We start from the raw sequence: 17,116 nt of genomic DNA on the forward strand, positions 1-17,116 counted from the left end.
GGGGCGGAAAATATGAAAAGGGATATGGATTTAATAAGAAAGATATTATTTAAGATAGAAGAGGAATTTCCTGCAGGGCAGCTGTTATTACACTGTATCAACATTGAAGGGTATGATATGGAGACAGTTGCGGATCATTGTCAACTTATGTATGAATCTGGTTTAATTAATGATTATAGACCTACAAGGGGTGGCAAAGGGGCAAGCGTGCTGTTTTATTCAATCGGTAATTTAACAAATGAAGGGTATGACTTGCTGGACAAAATTCGTGAAGATACTATCTGGAATAATACAAAAACAACGATTACAGAAAAGGGACTCCCTCTTGTTATTGATGTCATAAAGGATGTATCATCGACTATCATTTCTTCAATGGTTGAGGGTGTTATAAAGGGGGTGAAGCCATGAAACTACAATTTGACGCAAAACTTCCTCACCAAAAGCAGGCGGTTTCTGCGGTGGTCGACCTCTTTCGTGGACAAACGCCAAAGCAGTCTAACTTCACCGTTTCTGCCTATGCTGGGCAGATTGGATTGAATGATACCGAGCATGGTATCGGGAACAAGCTGGAGCTGACCGAGGATGAGATTCTTGCCAACCTACAGGACATTCAGTTGCGTAACGGCTTGCCCCAAACAAAACGCTTAAAGAAGGGTGCCTACGATTTTGATGTGGAGATGGAAACTGGCACGGGCAAAACGTATGTGTATCTGCGTTCAATCTTTGAGCTAAACAAAGCCTATGGTTTTTCTAAGTTTGTCATTGTTGTGCCTGGCATTGCCATTAAAGAGGGCGTTTATAAGTCCCTAGAAATTACCAAAGACCATTTTGGCAATCTTTATGACAACACTGTGTATGACTATTTCATCTATGATAGAACCAAGCTGGAGCAAGTACGTTCCTTCGCCGTTAGCGACCATATTTCCATTATGGTCATCAACATCGAAGCATTCCGCAGAAGCTTTGTAGACGAAACTGCCGAGAACAAAGCAAACATCATTCACCGCCAAAACGACAAATTGAACGGGATGCGTCCTATTGAGCTGATTCGTGAAACGAGTCCTTTTGTCATCATTGATGAGCCGCAGTCTGTAGATACTACCCCGAAATCAAAAGAAGCTATTGCGTCTTTAAATCCACTTTGTACTTTACGTTATTCGGCTACTCACGTTGAAAAACATAATCTTTTGTATAAACTAGATGCGGTAGATGCCTTTGACCTAGAGTTAGTAAAGCAAATCGAGGTGGCCAGTTTTGAAAGCGTGGACTACCACAACAATGCGTATATGAAACTTATCAGCGTGGATAATAAAAAGAGTCCCATCACTGCCAAGATTGAGCTGGACTGTGATGTGAAAGGCTCTGTAAAGCGCAAGGCGGTAACGGTGCGCCAAGGCGATGAACTTTCTGCAAGCAAGCTGGGCAATCGTGAAATTTATGATGGTTATATCGTTGATGATATTTATTGCGAAAAAGGCAACGAATATGTTAGCTTTTCTACCAAACCCACTATTTTGCGCATTGGTGAAGCAGTAGGGGATATTGACGACCTTGCGATTAAGGAACAGCAGATTCGCAAGACCATTGAGGAGCATTTAAATAAAGAGCTTGTGCTAAACCACCAAGGTATCAAGGTGCTAAGCCTGTTTTTTATCGATCGTGTGGCTAACTACCGCTACTATGACGGGGCGGGAAATCCACAAAAGGGTATTTACGCTCAGCTGTTTGAAAAGCACTATACCGAACTAATTCAGCGTCCAAAATACCGCACCCTATTTAACGATATTGATTTAGATACCACTGCCAACGAAGTACATAATGGTTACTTTTCCACTGATAAAAAGGGTGTGTTTAAGGATACAAACGGCACGACTGCCGCTGACGATGATGCGTATAACCTGATTATGAAGGAGAAAGAAAAGCTGTTATCCTTTGATACTAAGTTGAGGTTTATTTTCTCTCACTCAACCTTGCGTGAGGGCTGGGACAACCCTAATGTGTTCCAGATTTGTACGCTCAACGAAACTAAGAGCGAAGTAAAAAAACGTCAAGAAATAGGTCGTGGTTTACGTTTATGTGTTAACCAAAACGGAGAGCGTCAACATGGATTTACAATCAATACGCTTACTGTCATGGCAAACGAAAGCTATGAGGATTTTGCCGCTAAGTTACAAAAAGAGTATGAAGCAGAAGAAGGCATCCGCTTTGGCATTATTGAAAAACACACATTTGCTAACATTCCTGTTAAAAAGGAAGGCGGCAGTGTAGAATATCTGGGTGTGCAAAAATCTGAGCAAATTTACAGTGTATTTAAGGCCTGTGGCTATGTGGATGCTAAGGACAATGTGACGGATAAGCTAAAAGCAGCGCTGAAAACAAATACTCTTGCGGTGCCTGAAGAAGTGGTAGAGTACAAAGCGGCCATTGCAGCAGTATGTAAGAAAGCAAGCGGCAATCTTAATATCAAACCAGCTGCGAATAGGCGCACAGTCAGCCTGAATAAAAAGCTGTATTTAGGCGAAGATTTCAAAGAGTTATGGGATAAAATTAAGTACAAAACCACTTATGCAGTAGATTTTGATTCCAAAGTATTGATTGAAAAATGCTGCGAGAGCCTGCATCAAACCTTGTCCATCAATGCCGCAAAACTGGTATATTCTAAAGCTAAGGTTAATGTTTCTGTCGGTGGTGTTGATACAGCTGAAACACAGCGATTGTCGGTAATGACTTCTGATATCAAAGAGACACTGCCAGATGTAGTGACCTACCTACAAAACCGCACCAACTTGACCCGTAAAACCATTGTGGAAATATTGATACAGAGCAGTACGCTACACCTATTTAAAAAGAATCCGCAGGCCTATATGGAGGATGCCGCCAAGTGCATCACTTCCGTCATGAAGCTGTTAATTGTAGACGGCATCAAATACACTAAGCTGGGCGAAAGCGAATATTACGCTCAGGAGCTATTTGACACTCAGGAACTGACTGGATACTTAGAACGCAACATGATTGAAAGCCACCGTTCAGTCTATAACTACGTGGTTTATGACAGTGGAGTGGAGCGTAGCTTTGCAGAAAGCTTTGAAAGCAACGAAAGCGTTAAAGTGTATGCCAAACTGCCCGATTGGTTTAAGATTGCTACACCACTTGGAAGTTATAACCCTGACTGGGCTGTAGTAATTGAGGACAACGGACAGAACAAGCTTTACTTTGTGGTAGAAACCAAGGGTAATATTTTAGACGAAGCCCTACGCCCCACTGAACGAGAAAAAATCAAGTGCGGCGAAAAGCATTTTGAGGCACTTGGCAAAGCGACACAGTTTGTTAAAGCAGATAGCTTTAAAGACTTTTTTGAAACCAACATTTGAGGGGGATATTATTATGGAGAAAAATCAAGAATTCTCTATCTTCTCGAATATTTGCACGAAAACTCTGATGAGCTGATTCAATTTCCTCAACTGAGCTTATGGAGTATCTTAATTCCGTTGGTATTAAAATACACCGAACAACCATTAATCCAGATATGCGTTGATGGTTGAAGCCGGAATTGACATTATTACCGTTCGCTCCTCCCCAAATAAGTATTTTATTGGGGAACGACAGGTTATCTATATGTATGATAAGATTCCATACTTGATTAAGTTAGATATAAATACTATGTTTCTAAGGTGCTACCTCGTCCTACTATTTTTTATCAAATAAATATTGGACAGGGATTTACGGGCGGTATACGCTGTTTGAGAATCATATTACAATAAGTCGTTTGCTTGAAAAGGTATGCTTCGCCAAGTATTTGTCGAAGAAGAATTAGTGGTCATTCATATAACCTTTTAGAAAAAATTTTGAATATATGGGAAATTGTGTTAAAATATACAAAGGATTTGTTGATTTTATATTTATTGAAATATGTGTTTTTAGTGATATATTCTGCTGGTTAAAGATTTTGGAACGTAGGTATTTATAGGGGGTTTATAATGGCAAAGAATATTGATGCAAAGTTAAAGAATATCCAAGGGATATTTTCAAATACTCAAGATTCCATACTAGGTAGGGATGGGATTTTTATTATTCCGGATTATCAAAGAGCCTACAATTGGAGATTTAATGAGCAGTGTGATAAGCTGTGGCAGGACATTGAATCATTTATAGAAAACGGAAAAAATGAAACTTACTTTTTTGGCTCAATTATAATTAACAATGACAATGAACAATTGTATATTATAGACGGACAGCAACGAATGACTACTTTCATATTATTATTAAAAGCATTACTGATTAAAATTAATTTTATTTTGAAAAATATATCAGCTGATGAAGATGCTGAGAGCATAAAAAATGCATTGGAAAACCGAAGACGGGAAATTATAAACTGCCTATATTCCATTGATGAAGATGATGTATCTTTGGTAATAAAAGGTAGCAAACAACTTTCTGAATTACATACAAAATATGAGAATAAATCAATTAATGAAGAATACCCCAATGAAATAAAGGCAATTCTTCAAGGACAGGTTTTTGATGAAATAGAAAGAAACGTTGTTACAATTAAGCACAAACAAAAAGATAATAAATATACTAATTTTTTTAGGAATTTTAAATTCTTTTCAGAAAAGCTTGATTATTTTGATTCAACGGAAGTAAACAGATTTGCCAAAGCTTTATTAAAAGAATGCCAAGTGATTGCTGTTATTTCATACCAAACAGAAGAGGCTATAGAAATATTTAACTCACTAAATTCTACTGGTATGCCGCTTGCGGATGCTGACATTCTTTCTGCAAAGTTATATAGCAATTATGATGTAGATAAAACAGAATTTAAGAAAAGTTGGAGCGAGATTATAAAAAATACAAATAGTTTAGGGGCGCAAAGAATTTCTACTATTGATGATATTCTAAATCAGTATATGTATATTCTTAGAGCGAAGAATAATGAGAAGGACACTACATTGCCTGGTGTCCGAAGATATTTTACTGATATAAATAAGGAACCGCTTAAAACTCCAAAGGCCTTTATTTCTGACATTGAAAAAATTATTGGCATATGGCAAGACGAAGAAAATTATAGTGGTTCCTTTGTCAAGGCAGCCTAAAGTAAATTCTTAATGAACCATTTTTTACCAGTGATTGTTTGTCAGAAGGAATATACATATTTGTAGGTATGACAAATAATCCTCCATTAAGATGCTACTTTTACCCCATGATAAATTTCATATGGTGTTTTGTAACCATGTGTTGAATGAGGATGTTCTTCATTATAGGATTTCATAAACTTATTAATACCAGCCCGTAGCTCTCTAGGGGTTTGGTAATGATAAATATAAATATCATCATATTTAAGTGTTCTAAAGAATCTTTCAACAATGATATTATCTGCCCATCGCCCTTTACCATCCATACTGATTTTGATGCTGTGATGCTTTAAGAGATTAGTATATTCAAGGCTAGTAAACTGACTGCCCTGATCACTATTAATAATTTCAGGTACTCCATATATGGCAATAGCCTTTTTAACACAAGCTATTACCGATTCAACTTGTAATGTGTCCGAAAGCTCATAACCTACTATGTAACGAGAATGCCAGTCAATAATAGCAGTAAGATACATAAAGCTTCTGCCAAGGGGAATGTATGTGATATCAATAGACCATACTTGATTAGGCCTATCAATAGTAAGATTACGCAGTAGATAAGGGTAAACCTTATGCTGCTTATTAGGCATTGAAAGGTTTGGTTTTGGATAGATGGCATAGATTCTCATTTCTTGCATGTAACGTCTCACAAGCTTTCTTCCTACGAAATAGCCTTGCTCTATAAGATGTGCAGATATTCTCCTAGTTCCCCATGCTGGATGATCCATATGAATACGATCAATAAGATGCTTAATTTTTATTTCACATACAGTAGGGGCTTGTTCTTGGTAGTAAATACTACTACGATTAAGCTCAAGGAGTTTACACTGTCTACTGATAGACAGTTTAGGATCGTCCTTTGTAACCAGTTCTTTCTTCCCAGCCATGTCCAAGAGCTTGATCAGATTTTTTTTTGAGCCAGTTCACATCTACCGTAAGCTGGCCAATTGTATTATAAAGTTGATCGATTTTCTTTTCGTAGTCAATACGTTCTTGTTCAAAAGAAGCTTCTTTTTTATTATCAAAGGCACTTGATGCATTAGCTAAAAATTCTTTCTTCCAGTTACGAAGAACATTTGGAGCAATCTCATGCTCAGCAGCTATTTGATTCAGCTCCTTTTCTTCACGAAGAAGCTCTAGTACAACTTGTATTTTGAATTCTGGTGTAAAACTACGTCTTTTTTTCATGTGAATACCGTCCTTTTTTAGATGTATTTATTATAACAGAATTCACTAAGAAATTTGAAGTAACCTGTCTAGATTACAGGTACCATTATAGTCAATTGGCGATGCAGTGATTTCTACAGACCAAAACGAAAATATAGTATTAATGAATACTGTTTCCGAAGAATTAACTGGCTGGAAACAGGAAGAGGCATCTGGTAAACCTTTTGAGGAAGTATTCAAGATAATTAATGAATACACACGAGAAAAATGTGTGAATCCAGTGACAAAAGCTTTGCAACTTAAAAAAGTTGTTTCTCTTGAAAATCATGCTGTTCTTATCACGAAAAACGGGGATGGGATTCCTATTGAAGACAGAGCTTCTCCCATTACAGATATGAATGGAAATATCATTGGTGCAGTTTTGGTATTTAGAGATGTTACTGACCAAAAAGAAAAACAGAAAAAAATAGAATACCTAAGTTATCATGATCAGTTGACAGGACTTTTTAATAGGCATTTTTTTGCAGAAGAAATAAAACGATTAGATGTAGATAGAAATTTACCCTTTACTATTGCAATGGTAGATGTCAACGGCCTTAAGCTTACAAATGATGCCTTTGGTCACGAAGTTGGAGATTTGCTTTTGCAAAGTGTAGCAAAGGTTTTGAAAAGCGAATGCAGAGCAGAGGATATTGTTTCAAGAATTGGTGGCGATGAATTTGTCATATTGCTTCCACGAACGAGTTCAGTCGAGGCAGAGTTAATCATCAAAAGGATATACAAGGCTATGGAACTTCAGAAGGTAGATAATGTTGTAATTTCTGTTTCCATTGGTTGGGAAACAAAAGAAAGTAGTCATGATGATATTAGGGAAGTGTTTGCTAAGGCTGAAGACTTTATGTACCGCAAGAAAATAACAGAGAGTCAGAGCATGCGAAATCAAACCATTAAAGTTATCATGCATACCCTTCATGAGGCGAATGCCCGAGAAAAGATACATTCAGAAAGAGTTAGTAAGTTGTGTCGCAAAATCGGTGAAGCAATGAAGTTAGATAATGAGGTCATAAAGGAACTAGAATTAGCAGGCTTAATGCACGATATTGGTAAGATTGCAATTAATAACGATATTTTAAATAAGCCAGGAAAACTTACAGAAGCCGAATATGAAGAAGTTAAAAAGCATCCTGAAATCAGTTATCATATTCTGAAATCGGCAGACGTGTATACAAGACTAGCTGAATATGTGCTTTCGCACCATGAGCGCTGGGATGGTAAGGGGTATCCAAGAGGTCTGTCAGGTGAAGATATACCTTTAGTTTCAAGAATTATAACCGTTGCAGATGCTTATGAGGCTATGACTGCAATTAGGACATATAAGGGTGCGTTTTCTCATGAACAAGCGATTGAAGAACTAAAAAGATGTTCAGGAACTCAGTTTGATCCTGAAATCGTTCATGCGTGTCAAAAATATTGTTGGACGAGGAAAGGCGAATTCTAATTGCATTGTTTTAGCAGGTATAAAGCTCCTTATATGAGAGGCATGATGCCTTATGCTGCACGATGTGCTTTATAAGCAAATTTTATACTGTAGTGGTGCAATTTTGATTGACCTAGACAATAATAGCTAAGCTAGGAGGAATAGGAGATGATGGAAATTTCATTATTAAAAATGAGAAGAGTATCTGTAAGCTTATTTCTTATATATACTTAAGGTTTAGGAGATGAAATAATGGATAATGTAAATGTACTTCTAGAACATCTGTCTGTTTTCAAAAATTTATATGAAATGGTAAGAATAGTTGATCCTATAAATAAAAGAGTAATTATTGATAATAAAGGTTACATTCCTACAGTTGGTAATTGCTTTGACCTTTGGAAATCCAAGAGCTATTGTTCTAACTGTATATCGATGAGGGCATATAATGAAGAAAACACCTTTGTTAAAATAGAGTATAATAAAGAGAAAATTTACATGGTAATTGCTTCACCTTTTAACATTGGCACTAATAAATATATTTTGGAGCTATTAAAAGATATAACAGATTGTTCGATTATTGAAAATTATGTCAATAAAACAGTCGACGAGGTTCAAAAAATTATAGAAGAGATGAATAATAAAATTATTAAGGATGAGTTAACTGGCATATATAATAAAAGATACATTAATGAGAGATTACCTATTGATATAATAAAAAACAGCAATGAAAAAAATTCATTTTCAATTTTGATGACGGATATAGACCATTTTAAATTTGTTAATGATAATTATGGACATTTAGCTGGAGATAAAATTTTAGTTGACTTTGCATACATATTATCAAAATCGATACGAGAAGGAATTGATTGGGTAGCGAGATATGGAGGAGAGGAGTTTATTATTGTATTAAACTATGCCGATAATAGTATTGCTTATGAAATAGCGGAAAAAATCAGGAGAAGTATTGAAAATAATATATTTACTTACGAAGGGCAAGAAATAAAGATCACAGCTAGCTTTGGAATATGTACTATGCCTAATGATGACATGGATTGGAAGGCAAACGATATGATTTTGCTTGCTGATTAGAAGCTTTATGAGGCAAAAAATACTGGACGAAATAAGACTGTTAAATAGAAATTACTTTGATTGTGAATTGTCTGTTTTAGTTTAAACAACTTAAAAGCATATTTTATAATGTTTTTAATTTACCCGGAAAATAGGAATAAAAAGACATTATGTTCTGTAAATCTTGAGGAAACATAAAAAAGCGATACTTATGACAAAATTTTTGTTAACTTAACATAAACATGGCTTGGCTTGAAAAAATTGGGGAATTTCTTACCTACCAAGAGGGAATTAGTAGAGCGAGTAAGAGGAGCAAAAAGCTTGGAAAATACGGTTTCCGAATTTTTGAATGAAATTTCTCTGTGATATGAATTCTTGAATTTCCTTGTAAAATCACTTGTTGGGAACTGGCAATCCTTAGGATTGAGTGGACTGATTAGCTTTTGGTGGTTGAGGAGTATTATATAAAATAGGAATTGGTTTGATGCACCCATTAGATTTTACTGATGGGTGCATTTTACAGTTGTAAAGGATAGGCTGAAGATATACTGCATAATGAAAAAAGTAACAAATTAAAATATTGTTTGATTACCTTTTGGATTTTAATAAGACTAGAAGAATGATAATTATTTTCTTGGAAGTATAGTTGAAAAAAGAAGAAAAGATCCCTTATTATGATGTGATTGATGGGAATCAACGGTTGACTACATTGACATTTTTTTCTGAAATTGCGCCACATCTGAGTCAGATGCCTGATAGAAAAGGTGTCATGTCTGGCATGAAAGTTTAGCACATCAAAATGTAAATACCAGATATATTTGTGACGAATTTGGTGGCAATTTTTGTTGTTTTGCTTTCTTCGATGTAAACACGAATCCAGTTTGAAAGAAATATTATTTAGTAACATATATTGCATTAGATAATGTGTTCAGCTACAATATTATTAAGAGGTTGTGCAAAAACGGAGGTGTGATTTTGAAATTTAATAAAATCAACTTTAATGATATTGTAAATACGATAGGTTTTTATATTTGTATGTATGATAAAGAAGGTATCATAAGATATTATAATTTGGCCTTTAAAAATGCTTATCTCCATGGTTCAGAAGCATTTGTAGGTAAACATTTTTCTTCTATTGAAAATGTTGAGTATCAAGGGGTTACTGGAATTAAAGCCGTCATTGAAACAAGTGAGGGGCAGTCTTATCAAAAAAAGATTGAAAATTTAGGGTTGTTTTATATTAATACTGCTCCCATATTACATAATGGTGAAATTAATTATATTATTGAAACAATTGCAACACCGTTTAAAGCACCCATCCTTCCAGTTAAAGAACATGTACCCGAAGCTCCTGCGCAAGATATGTTTTTAGGTGATATTAAAATGCAGTCTATCCTCGAAACAATAAGCAGAATATCTAATTTTGATTCTACAATTCTTATAACAGGTGAATCAGGGACAGGGAAAAGTATGTTGGCAAAATATATTCATTCAAAGAGCAAACGGGCAAATAAACCATTTATTACTATAAACTGTGCGGCTATCCCTGAAAATTTGATAGAATCAGAACTTTTTGGTTATGTCGCAGGTGCTTTTACAGGTGCAAGTCAAAAGGGGAAAAAAGGACTTGTTGAAGCAGCAGACACAGGAACCCTTTTTCTAGATGAAATAGGGTTATTGCCGCTGCAGCTTCAATCGAAGTTTTTACAGCTTATTCAGGAAAAAACTTACACCCCCATTGGTGCTTTAAAGTCTAAAACGGTAGATGTAAGGATTATTTCTGCAACTAATCTTAATCTAAAAAAACAAGTAATGGAGCATAAGTTTCGTGAAGATTTATTCTATCGTTTAAGGGTAATTGAATTTCATATGCCCCCCTTACGAGAACGTGTTGATGCCATTAATCCTCTTATAGATTACTTTTTGCAGTTATATAACAAAACATACCACATAAACAAAAGTATTACCTTTGAAACAAGGAAGTTGCTTTGTTCTGAGGGATGGAGTGGAAACATACGGGAGTTACAGTACGTTATGGAAAGACTAGTTGTGACTTCGCGTGACGATCAGATTACTGTTGGGGATATTCCAAGCTTCCATGAGACAGATACTGTCGCAGAAAATAATGAAATAAAAAACATTAAATTTGAAGATGAAGTAGAAGCCTTTGAAAAAGAGTTGCTTTTTAGATATTATTCAATATACAAAAGTACCTATAAATTGGCAACTGCCATTGGCATAAGTCAGACAAAAGCATCTAGGCTTCTCCGAAAATATAATATTCAATAATAGGAACATTCTAAATTTACAAATGGCAGGTGACGACATGAATTTTAAAAAAGAAATAAACGATGAGAGGGAGAAAATTATTTCCTCCTTACAGGATTTAGTAAAGATTATAAGTATACAACAAGAAGGCTCTGAAGGAATGCCATTTGGCAAAGAAATGAACGATGCTCTTGTTTATGTATTAGATTTAGCGGAGAACATGGGATTTCATGTTAAAATGTTAGATGGGTATTGTGGATATGTGGAATACGGAGAAGAAGATTTATATATAGGCGTTTTTAGTCATGTAGATATTTGTAGCGCAGGAGATATGTGGGCGGTGCCGCCGTTTGAAGGTCGTATTATAGATAACAAAATATATGGTAGAGGTACTATGGATAACAAAGGGCCGCTTATTGCTGCATTATATGCTCTTAAAGCAGTTAAGGAATCAGGAAGAAAATTGAATAAAAAAGTTAGACTTATCATTGGCACCGATGAAGAGCGTTATTTTAAAGATATGGCTCATTACTTGCAAATTGAAAAGCCTCCCATTGCAGGCTTTACACTAGATGGTCATTTTCCTGTTGTATATGCAGAAAAAGGTCTTGCTATGCTTGAATACCGTGGTGATTTTCCACAAAACGATGATGAACGAATCGTTTATTTAAAAGGGGGCACTGTTGAAAACACTGTCCCAGGATACTGTGAAGCGTTTTTAAGCACGAACCGTCCGGAAGAAATCGTAACGAACCTTTCTAAATTTGCAATAGAAAACAGACACAATATGTCTGCAAGAATTGTAGAAAATGGAGTCGTGATAGAATCATATGGTATGGAAACACACAGTATGGCCCTGGAAATGGGTATAAATTCCATATGTCCGATGATCAGCTTTTTGTATAGAATCGGTTTTGGAAAAGGACAGGTAAGAGGACTTATTACGTTCCTAAATGATTATCTAGGCCATGATATCTACGGCGAAAAGCTAGGTGTAGACTACAGTGATAGTTTCTCAGGGAAACTGACGATAAACTTTGGCATTATAGAGTTTGACGGTGAAAATGCAGTGATTAGACTAGATATTCGGTATCCGGTTACATGCGATTTTGTAGAAACTCTAGAGAGGCTTAAGCATATTTTTGATTCAAATGGATTTAAGGAATACGAACGTTCTTACTGGGATCCTGTTTATTTCCCAAAAGAACATTTTTTAATCGAAGCCCTTTTAAAAGCATACAGACAGGTTACCAAAGATAAATCTGAACCTATAGTTAGTGGAAGTGGAAGTTATTCAAAGGTAATTCCTAATGTTGCTGCTTTTGGAGCAATCTTCCCGGGAGGAAACCAGGCATGGCATAGAGTAAATGAATATATTGAAATTGACAGTCTAATAAAAATGACTGAAATATATGCGCATGCTATTTATGAATTAGTATCACTCTAGTACTAAGTCGAAAACAACTTATTAATTATTGCGAAAATAATTAGCGAGTTGTTTTCGACTTATTTTTTTGGCATAACAAGTTGATTTTAACTTAAATTCTATCTTATGAATGTCTCGGTTGAAAATAAAGTTGAAAAAACTACTTAAATAAAAATTTTTTTTGTGGGTTTTTAAGTGTTTTAAAGGATTTGATTTTTCTTTGGCACCAATTTTGCTCATAAAAGATATGTAGACATCTGTATTATACTATTTATTTACTAAAGGAGCGTGTAATTATGAAAGAAAAGAAAAAAATCAAAATGCCGTCATCATTTGCAATTATTATAGGTATTATAATTCTAGTTGCAATACTATCATGGATATTACCGGGGGGTGCATATGATTATGTAGATCCGACAGCTTCAAAGCTTCAGCCTATTGCAGGAACATTCCATATTACGCAATCAAATCCGCAGGGACTGGGAGCAATTATATTGGCACCTGTTAACGGCTTTATGGATTCGGTAGATATTATTCTTTATACACTTGTTATAGGTGGTTTCTTAGCAGTTGTTATGAAAACCGGTGCAATTGATGCAGGAATAGGGCATACGATTAGAAAGCTCAAAGGTCGTGAAAAACTTTTGATTCCTATTTTAATGTGCATCTTCTCCTTTGCTGGGGCAGCTTTTGGAATTGAAGAAGAAACTCTTCCATTCTTCCCAGTACTCATACCCGTTCTTTTGGCAGCAGGGTATGATACTTTAGTTGGTTTAAGTGTAATTAAAATGGGGGCCGCACTCGGTGTTATGGGTTCAATTGCTAATCCTTTTGCGGTGGCTATTGCAAGCCGTTTTGCTGGTATTTCCATTGGCGACGGTATTTTAGTAAGAATTGTTCTTCTTGCAATTTATATCCCTGCCGGCATTATATTTACAATGAATTATGCTGAAAAAGTTCGTAAGGACCCAACAAAGTCTCTTGTATATAATCAAGCAGAAGAAAATAAAAAATTTTTTTTAAAGGATGCAGATTATGACAATCTTCCAGAACTTACTGGAAAACGAAAATTAACTCTTATTATATTTTTGATTTCATTCCTTATTATGCTTTGGGGTGTACTTCCTTGGGAAGACCTTGGTATTTCATTTATTCCTACTATGTACTGGTGGTTTGGTGAACTTTCCGGAATATTCATTGCAGGTGCTATTGTTGTTGCAATAATTAACCGAATGGACGAAGATGATTTCATCGATACATTTATTAATGGTGCAAAAGATCTGCTTGGCGTGGCCATAATCATTGGGGTAGCACGCGGGGTAGCTGTTATTATGAACGATGCTATGATTACTGATACTATTCTTCATGCTGGCGAACAACTTTTAATGAATGTTTCTTCTGTGGTATTCTCAGTGGCGACATATATTATTTATTTAGTACTTTCATTCTTTGTTCCCTCAAGTTCCGGTCTTGCAACATTATCAATGGGTATCGTAGCACCGCTTGCGGATTTCGCAAATGTAGGTAGAGAAATTGTAGTTATCGCATACGCAGCTGCAAACTCGATGATTGCTCTAGTTGCACCAACAAGTGGTCTTTTGATGGGCGTACTTACAATGACAAAAACATCTTATAGTATATGGATGAAGTTTGTAGGAAAATTTCTATTTGTTATCGCTTTAGCAACTATAGGTGTACTTGTAGCTGCTACTCTCATTATGGCATAGGAGGAGTTATGTTATGAAAAGAATTTTAGAAAATATTGAACCTTGCTATGTATTTCGTTACTTTGAAGATCTTACAAGAATACCAAGAGGTTCGGGCAACGAAGATATGGTGTGTGAATATCTTATAAAGTTTGCAAAGGATCATGAATTTACATATTATAAAGATGACATGAAAAATGTGTTAATCAATGTTCCTGCAACCCCAGGTTATGAAAATCACCCAGTTATTATTCTTCAAGCACATACCGACATGGTTTGTGAAAAAAATGAAGAAACAATACATGATTTTACAAAGGATCCAATCAAAATAGAAATAGAGGGTGACAAAGTCATTGCTAAAGAAACAACTTTAGGTGCAGATGATGGTATGGGTATTGCGTTAGCAATGGCGTTAGCAACTGATCCCGAAGCTGCTCATCCAGCTTTGGAAATTGTTTGTACAAGTGATGAAGAAAGAGGAATGTCTGGTGTTGAATTCTTTGATGCCTCTGTGTTAAAGGGAAGGACGCTAATCAACCTTGATGCTGATGATGAAGGAGTGTTTGTAGTTGGCTGTGCAGGGGGGCCAGTGATAAGAACAGAAATCCCTGTTGTATGGGAAAATGTTACAGATGAGTTTATTCCTTTACAAATTAAAATTGCAGGTTTAAAAGGAGGTCATTCTGGCGAGGATATTCATCGGGGTAGAGGAAATTCGAATATACTACTCAATAGAATATTAAGAAGAATTGAAAGTGCTATGCATTATTATATCTCTGAAGTTAGTGGTGGCCTTCAGTATAATGCTATTCCACGAGAAGCGGAAGCTACAATATTTGTACCTAACAAAAATTTAGAAGAAGTATTGAAAATTGTGAACGAAATGACAGCTATATTTAAAAACGAATATTATTTGATTGAAGATGATATGAAAATTAGTGTGGAAAAAGTAGTCGCAGTTTCCAGAAGGGTTTTATCCAAAGAATCTCAGAAGCGTTTTATGAATTTTATTACATTTTCGGAATGTGGAATTACGAGGATGAATCTCCAGCTTGACGGAGTGGTGGAAAGCTCTGTAAGTGTTGGAGTTGTGCGTACTGAAGCTGACAAGCTTATTGTGATGACAATGACAAGAAGCTCTATGAAAAGTATGTATATGGAAATGTATTATAAGATTGTAAAATTGGCCCAAGAGGTAAAAGGTAAAATACAAATTCTTAACAATTGTCCCGAATGGGAGTTCAATCCTAAATCTGAAGTGAAACAACTATTTGAAAAAACATATGAGGAAATATTTGATAAAAAGCCTAAGGTGACTGTTTTGCATGCTGGTCTTGAATGCGGTATATTCGCAAAGAAAATTCCTGAATATGTGGATATGATAGCTGTTGGACCTGATATTCGTGATTTACATACACCAGGTGAATATGTTTTTATTTCTTCAGTGCAAAAATTTTATAAATTTTTTAAAGAGGTTTTTAAACGATTGTAATAAATAGATAAAATAAAAGGTAAATCATAAAAACAAGAATGCAGTGCTGGTGCTTGAAATAAGCTTCCGACACTGCTTTTTTTATGCCATATAGGTTGCAACTGAGGAATTATGACAGCCATCTTCTGATGGACCACCAAGGGCAAGAATAGCTCCTCCCAAGAGGTGTTATTGTGCCATATATCTGCATTTTTCCAATTAAAGAGACTATAAAAGCAAATAATTTTAAATCAAACAGTGTTATATCTTTTTATCTTAAAGGTATAGCACTGTTTATTATTTTCCGCTTAAAAATAATAGTACCTTGTTGCCGTTCTCCTCCCTTTTAAATTTGTCTGAAAAAACTACTTTTAAATTATGGAGGAAAATATAATGTCATTTTATGTAACGGTAACAGATTTACAAGGCAAGGAAATCACGGTTAAGGTTTCTATTGAAATATTTGAACTTTTTGAAGAAGAACGAAAAGAGATTGCGCGTTTACGCAAAGAGAAAGAAAGACACTCATCTGATGAAGATGTGGAAAGTGACTTTGCTGGATATTTACATAGTCTTCACACAGCATCCTTGGAAGAACGAGCTATGCAAAGACAAGAATTGAAATCTGCTGTTGATGCGATTAAAAGCTGCACTTCTGTTCAGCAAAGAAGATTTTATTTCAATCGTATTTTGGGTTATACCTTTACAGAGATTGCCGCAAAAGAACATTGCTCAGAAAGAGCAGTGAAATTTTCGGTTGATGCTGTAATCAAAAAATTAGATGATTTAAAAAATTCTTTATAAAAAATACTTCAAAATGGCTTTACTTCTGTCCTATATAGTAGAGGGATAAATTTACAAAGGTTCATGTCCTCGTTGTAGCTTGATAATAGAATATCGGTATAGAAGTTTTTGCCTTTTATTTGTGTAAGCACCGAAGTAAGACCGCCAAGACTCCCTGCAAGGCTTTTGGCCATGTAAATAAGATAATATCAAAGGGTAATGAGCGATAAGTCTATGGACTTCTAAAAGCAGTGGTTCTGCGTAATATGCCAAGACCTCAAGTAAAGCAAAACATCAATCCGTGTCCAACGGTAAAAGGGATATTCTGCGAATATGGTGGACAGCTTAGTCACCTGTCATAACACCTATCGGCGGAATAATGCAGCCTACATCATCACTTGTGATGAATAAACCTGTAAGCTAACTTCTATACTCCAGTATCGGGGGCGAGCAGTAGGATAATCATTCAGTACTTTTGCTTTTCGCAAAAGCCACCTTCCGTGGTCTGAATTCTTTCAGATACCCATTATCCGAAAATACGATACAGCTTGAATAAAAAACGTACTACAAAAGGCAGTTAATGTTATTTTTGAATAAACACAAATATTCTGCCTTTTG

13 protein-coding genes are annotated in these 17,116 nt (G+C 35.6%); 11 read left to right on the forward strand and 2 right to left on the reverse strand.

Features of this window, described 5'->3' with window-relative positions; all coding sequences use genetic code 11:
• The first annotated feature begins 12 nt into the window (after positions 1–12).
• The 3 genes from CLNEO_RS04715 to CLNEO_RS04725 all read left to right on the forward strand — a co-directional run bounded on the left by CLNEO_RS04715 (position 13) and on the right by CLNEO_RS04725 (position 5,093).
• Positions 13–408 (forward strand): DUF2513 domain-containing protein, encoded by a 396-nt coding sequence (locus tag CLNEO_RS04715; protein WP_066085176.1) that lies wholly within the window; start codon positions 13–15, stop codon positions 406–408.
• The gene (locus tag CLNEO_RS04720) at positions 405–3,371 is read left to right on the forward strand and encodes a type III restriction-modification system endonuclease (RefSeq protein WP_066085179.1); all 2,967 of its coding nucleotides are present in this window, start codon (positions 405–407) and stop codon (positions 3,369–3,371) included. The genes CLNEO_RS04715 and CLNEO_RS04720 overlap by 4 nt, the downstream gene beginning before the upstream one ends.
• 606 nt (positions 3,372–3,977) lie before the next feature.
• Positions 3,978–5,093: a DUF262 domain-containing protein gene (locus tag CLNEO_RS04725; RefSeq protein ID WP_066085182.1), complete on the forward strand. Its 1,116-nt coding sequence runs from the start codon at positions 3,978–3,980 to the stop codon at positions 5,091–5,093.
• Between the two features lie 86 nt (positions 5,094–5,179).
• Here the strand turns inward: CLNEO_RS04725 and CLNEO_RS04730 are convergent, their stop codons facing one another.
• Complete coding sequence (locus CLNEO_RS04730; protein WP_066050549.1) at positions 5,180–6,019, reverse strand: IS3 family transposase; 840 nt, start codon at positions 6,017–6,019, stop codon at positions 5,180–5,182.
• Complete coding sequence (locus CLNEO_RS16480; protein WP_066050552.1) at positions 5,979–6,320, reverse strand: transposase; 342 nt, start codon at positions 6,318–6,320, stop codon at positions 5,979–5,981. The genes CLNEO_RS04730 and CLNEO_RS16480 overlap by 41 nt, the downstream gene beginning before the upstream one ends.
• 94 nt (positions 6,321–6,414) lie before the next feature.
• Here CLNEO_RS16480 and CLNEO_RS04740 point away from each other — a divergent pair, with 94 nt between their 5' ends.
• From CLNEO_RS04740 to CLNEO_RS04775, 8 genes are all read left to right on the forward strand, one after another.
• Positions 6,415–7,797 carry an HD domain-containing phosphohydrolase gene (locus CLNEO_RS04740; protein ID WP_330382564.1) on the forward strand — a complete coding sequence of 461 codons (1,383 nt, stop codon included), beginning with the start codon at positions 6,415–6,417 and terminating at the stop codon, positions 7,795–7,797.
• Between the two features lie 231 nt (positions 7,798–8,028).
• Positions 8,029–8,865 (forward strand): GGDEF domain-containing protein, encoded by an 837-nt coding sequence (locus tag CLNEO_RS04745; RefSeq protein ID WP_066085187.1) that lies wholly within the window; start codon positions 8,029–8,031, stop codon positions 8,863–8,865.
• Between the two features lie 625 nt (positions 8,866–9,490).
• A complete protein-coding gene (locus CLNEO_RS15725) occupies positions 9,491–9,634 on the forward strand; it encodes a hypothetical protein (protein ID WP_157723479.1) in 144 nt (47 codons plus the stop codon).
• Between the two features lie 185 nt (positions 9,635–9,819).
• Positions 9,820–11,133 (forward strand): sigma-54 interaction domain-containing protein, encoded by a 1,314-nt coding sequence (locus CLNEO_RS04750; protein ID WP_083531848.1) that lies wholly within the window; start codon positions 9,820–9,822, stop codon positions 11,131–11,133.
• A gap of 37 nt (positions 11,134–11,170) precedes the next feature.
• The gene (gene pepV, locus CLNEO_RS04755; protein WP_066050565.1) at positions 11,171–12,559 is read left to right on the forward strand and encodes a dipeptidase PepV; all 1,389 of its coding nucleotides are present in this window, start codon (positions 11,171–11,173) and stop codon (positions 12,557–12,559) included.
• A gap of 275 nt (positions 12,560–12,834) precedes the next feature.
• Positions 12,835–14,265, forward strand: coding sequence for a YfcC family protein (locus CLNEO_RS04760; RefSeq protein ID WP_066085190.1), 1,431 nt, complete (start codon positions 12,835–12,837; stop codon positions 14,263–14,265).
• Between the two features lie 13 nt (positions 14,266–14,278).
• Positions 14,279–15,736: a beta-Ala-His dipeptidase gene (gene pepD / locus CLNEO_RS04765; protein WP_066085195.1), complete on the forward strand. Its 1,458-nt coding sequence runs from the start codon at positions 14,279–14,281 to the stop codon at positions 15,734–15,736.
• Between the two features lie 372 nt (positions 15,737–16,108).
• Positions 16,109–16,519: an RNA polymerase sigma factor gene (locus tag CLNEO_RS04775; RefSeq protein ID WP_066085201.1), complete on the forward strand. Its 411-nt coding sequence runs from the start codon at positions 16,109–16,111 to the stop codon at positions 16,517–16,519.
• Positions 16,520–17,116: the final 597 nt, after the last annotated feature.

Source organism: Anaerotignum neopropionicum (assembly GCF_001571775.1).
GTDB lineage: Bacteria > Bacillota > Clostridia > Lachnospirales > Anaerotignaceae > Chakrabartyella > Chakrabartyella neopropionicum.

What these genes read in the sequence shown, in the direction of transcription:
- CLNEO_RS04725 (WP_066085182.1), top strand. Translation starts at nt 3,978, where the DNA reads ATGGCAAAGAATATTGATGCAAAGTTAAAGAATATCCAAGGGATATTT.
- pepD (WP_066085195.1), top strand. Translation starts at nt 14,279, where the DNA reads ATGAAAAGAATTTTAGAAAATATTGAACCTTGCTATGTATTTCGTTAC.
- CLNEO_RS04745 (WP_066085187.1), top strand. Translation starts at nt 8,029, where the DNA reads ATGGATAATGTAAATGTACTTCTAGAACATCTGTCTGTTTTCAAAAAT.
- CLNEO_RS04730 (WP_066050549.1), bottom strand. Translation starts at nt 6,019, where the DNA reads ATGGCTGGGAAGAAAGAACTGGTTACAAAGGACGATCCTAAACTGTCT.
- CLNEO_RS04720 (WP_066085179.1), top strand. Translation starts at nt 405, where the DNA reads ATGAAACTACAATTTGACGCAAAACTTCCTCACCAAAAGCAGGCGGTT.
- CLNEO_RS04775 (WP_066085201.1), top strand. Translation starts at nt 16,109, where the DNA reads ATGTCATTTTATGTAACGGTAACAGATTTACAAGGCAAGGAAATCACG.
- pepV (WP_066050565.1), top strand. Translation starts at nt 11,171, where the DNA reads ATGAATTTTAAAAAAGAAATAAACGATGAGAGGGAGAAAATTATTTCC.
- CLNEO_RS04760 (WP_066085190.1), top strand. Translation starts at nt 12,835, where the DNA reads ATGAAAGAAAAGAAAAAAATCAAAATGCCGTCATCATTTGCAATTATT.
- CLNEO_RS16480 (WP_066050552.1), bottom strand. Translation starts at nt 6,320, where the DNA reads ATGAAAAAAAGACGTAGTTTTACACCAGAATTCAAAATACAAGTTGTA.
- CLNEO_RS04715 (WP_066085176.1), top strand. Translation starts at nt 13, where the DNA reads ATGAAAAGGGATATGGATTTAATAAGAAAGATATTATTTAAGATAGAA.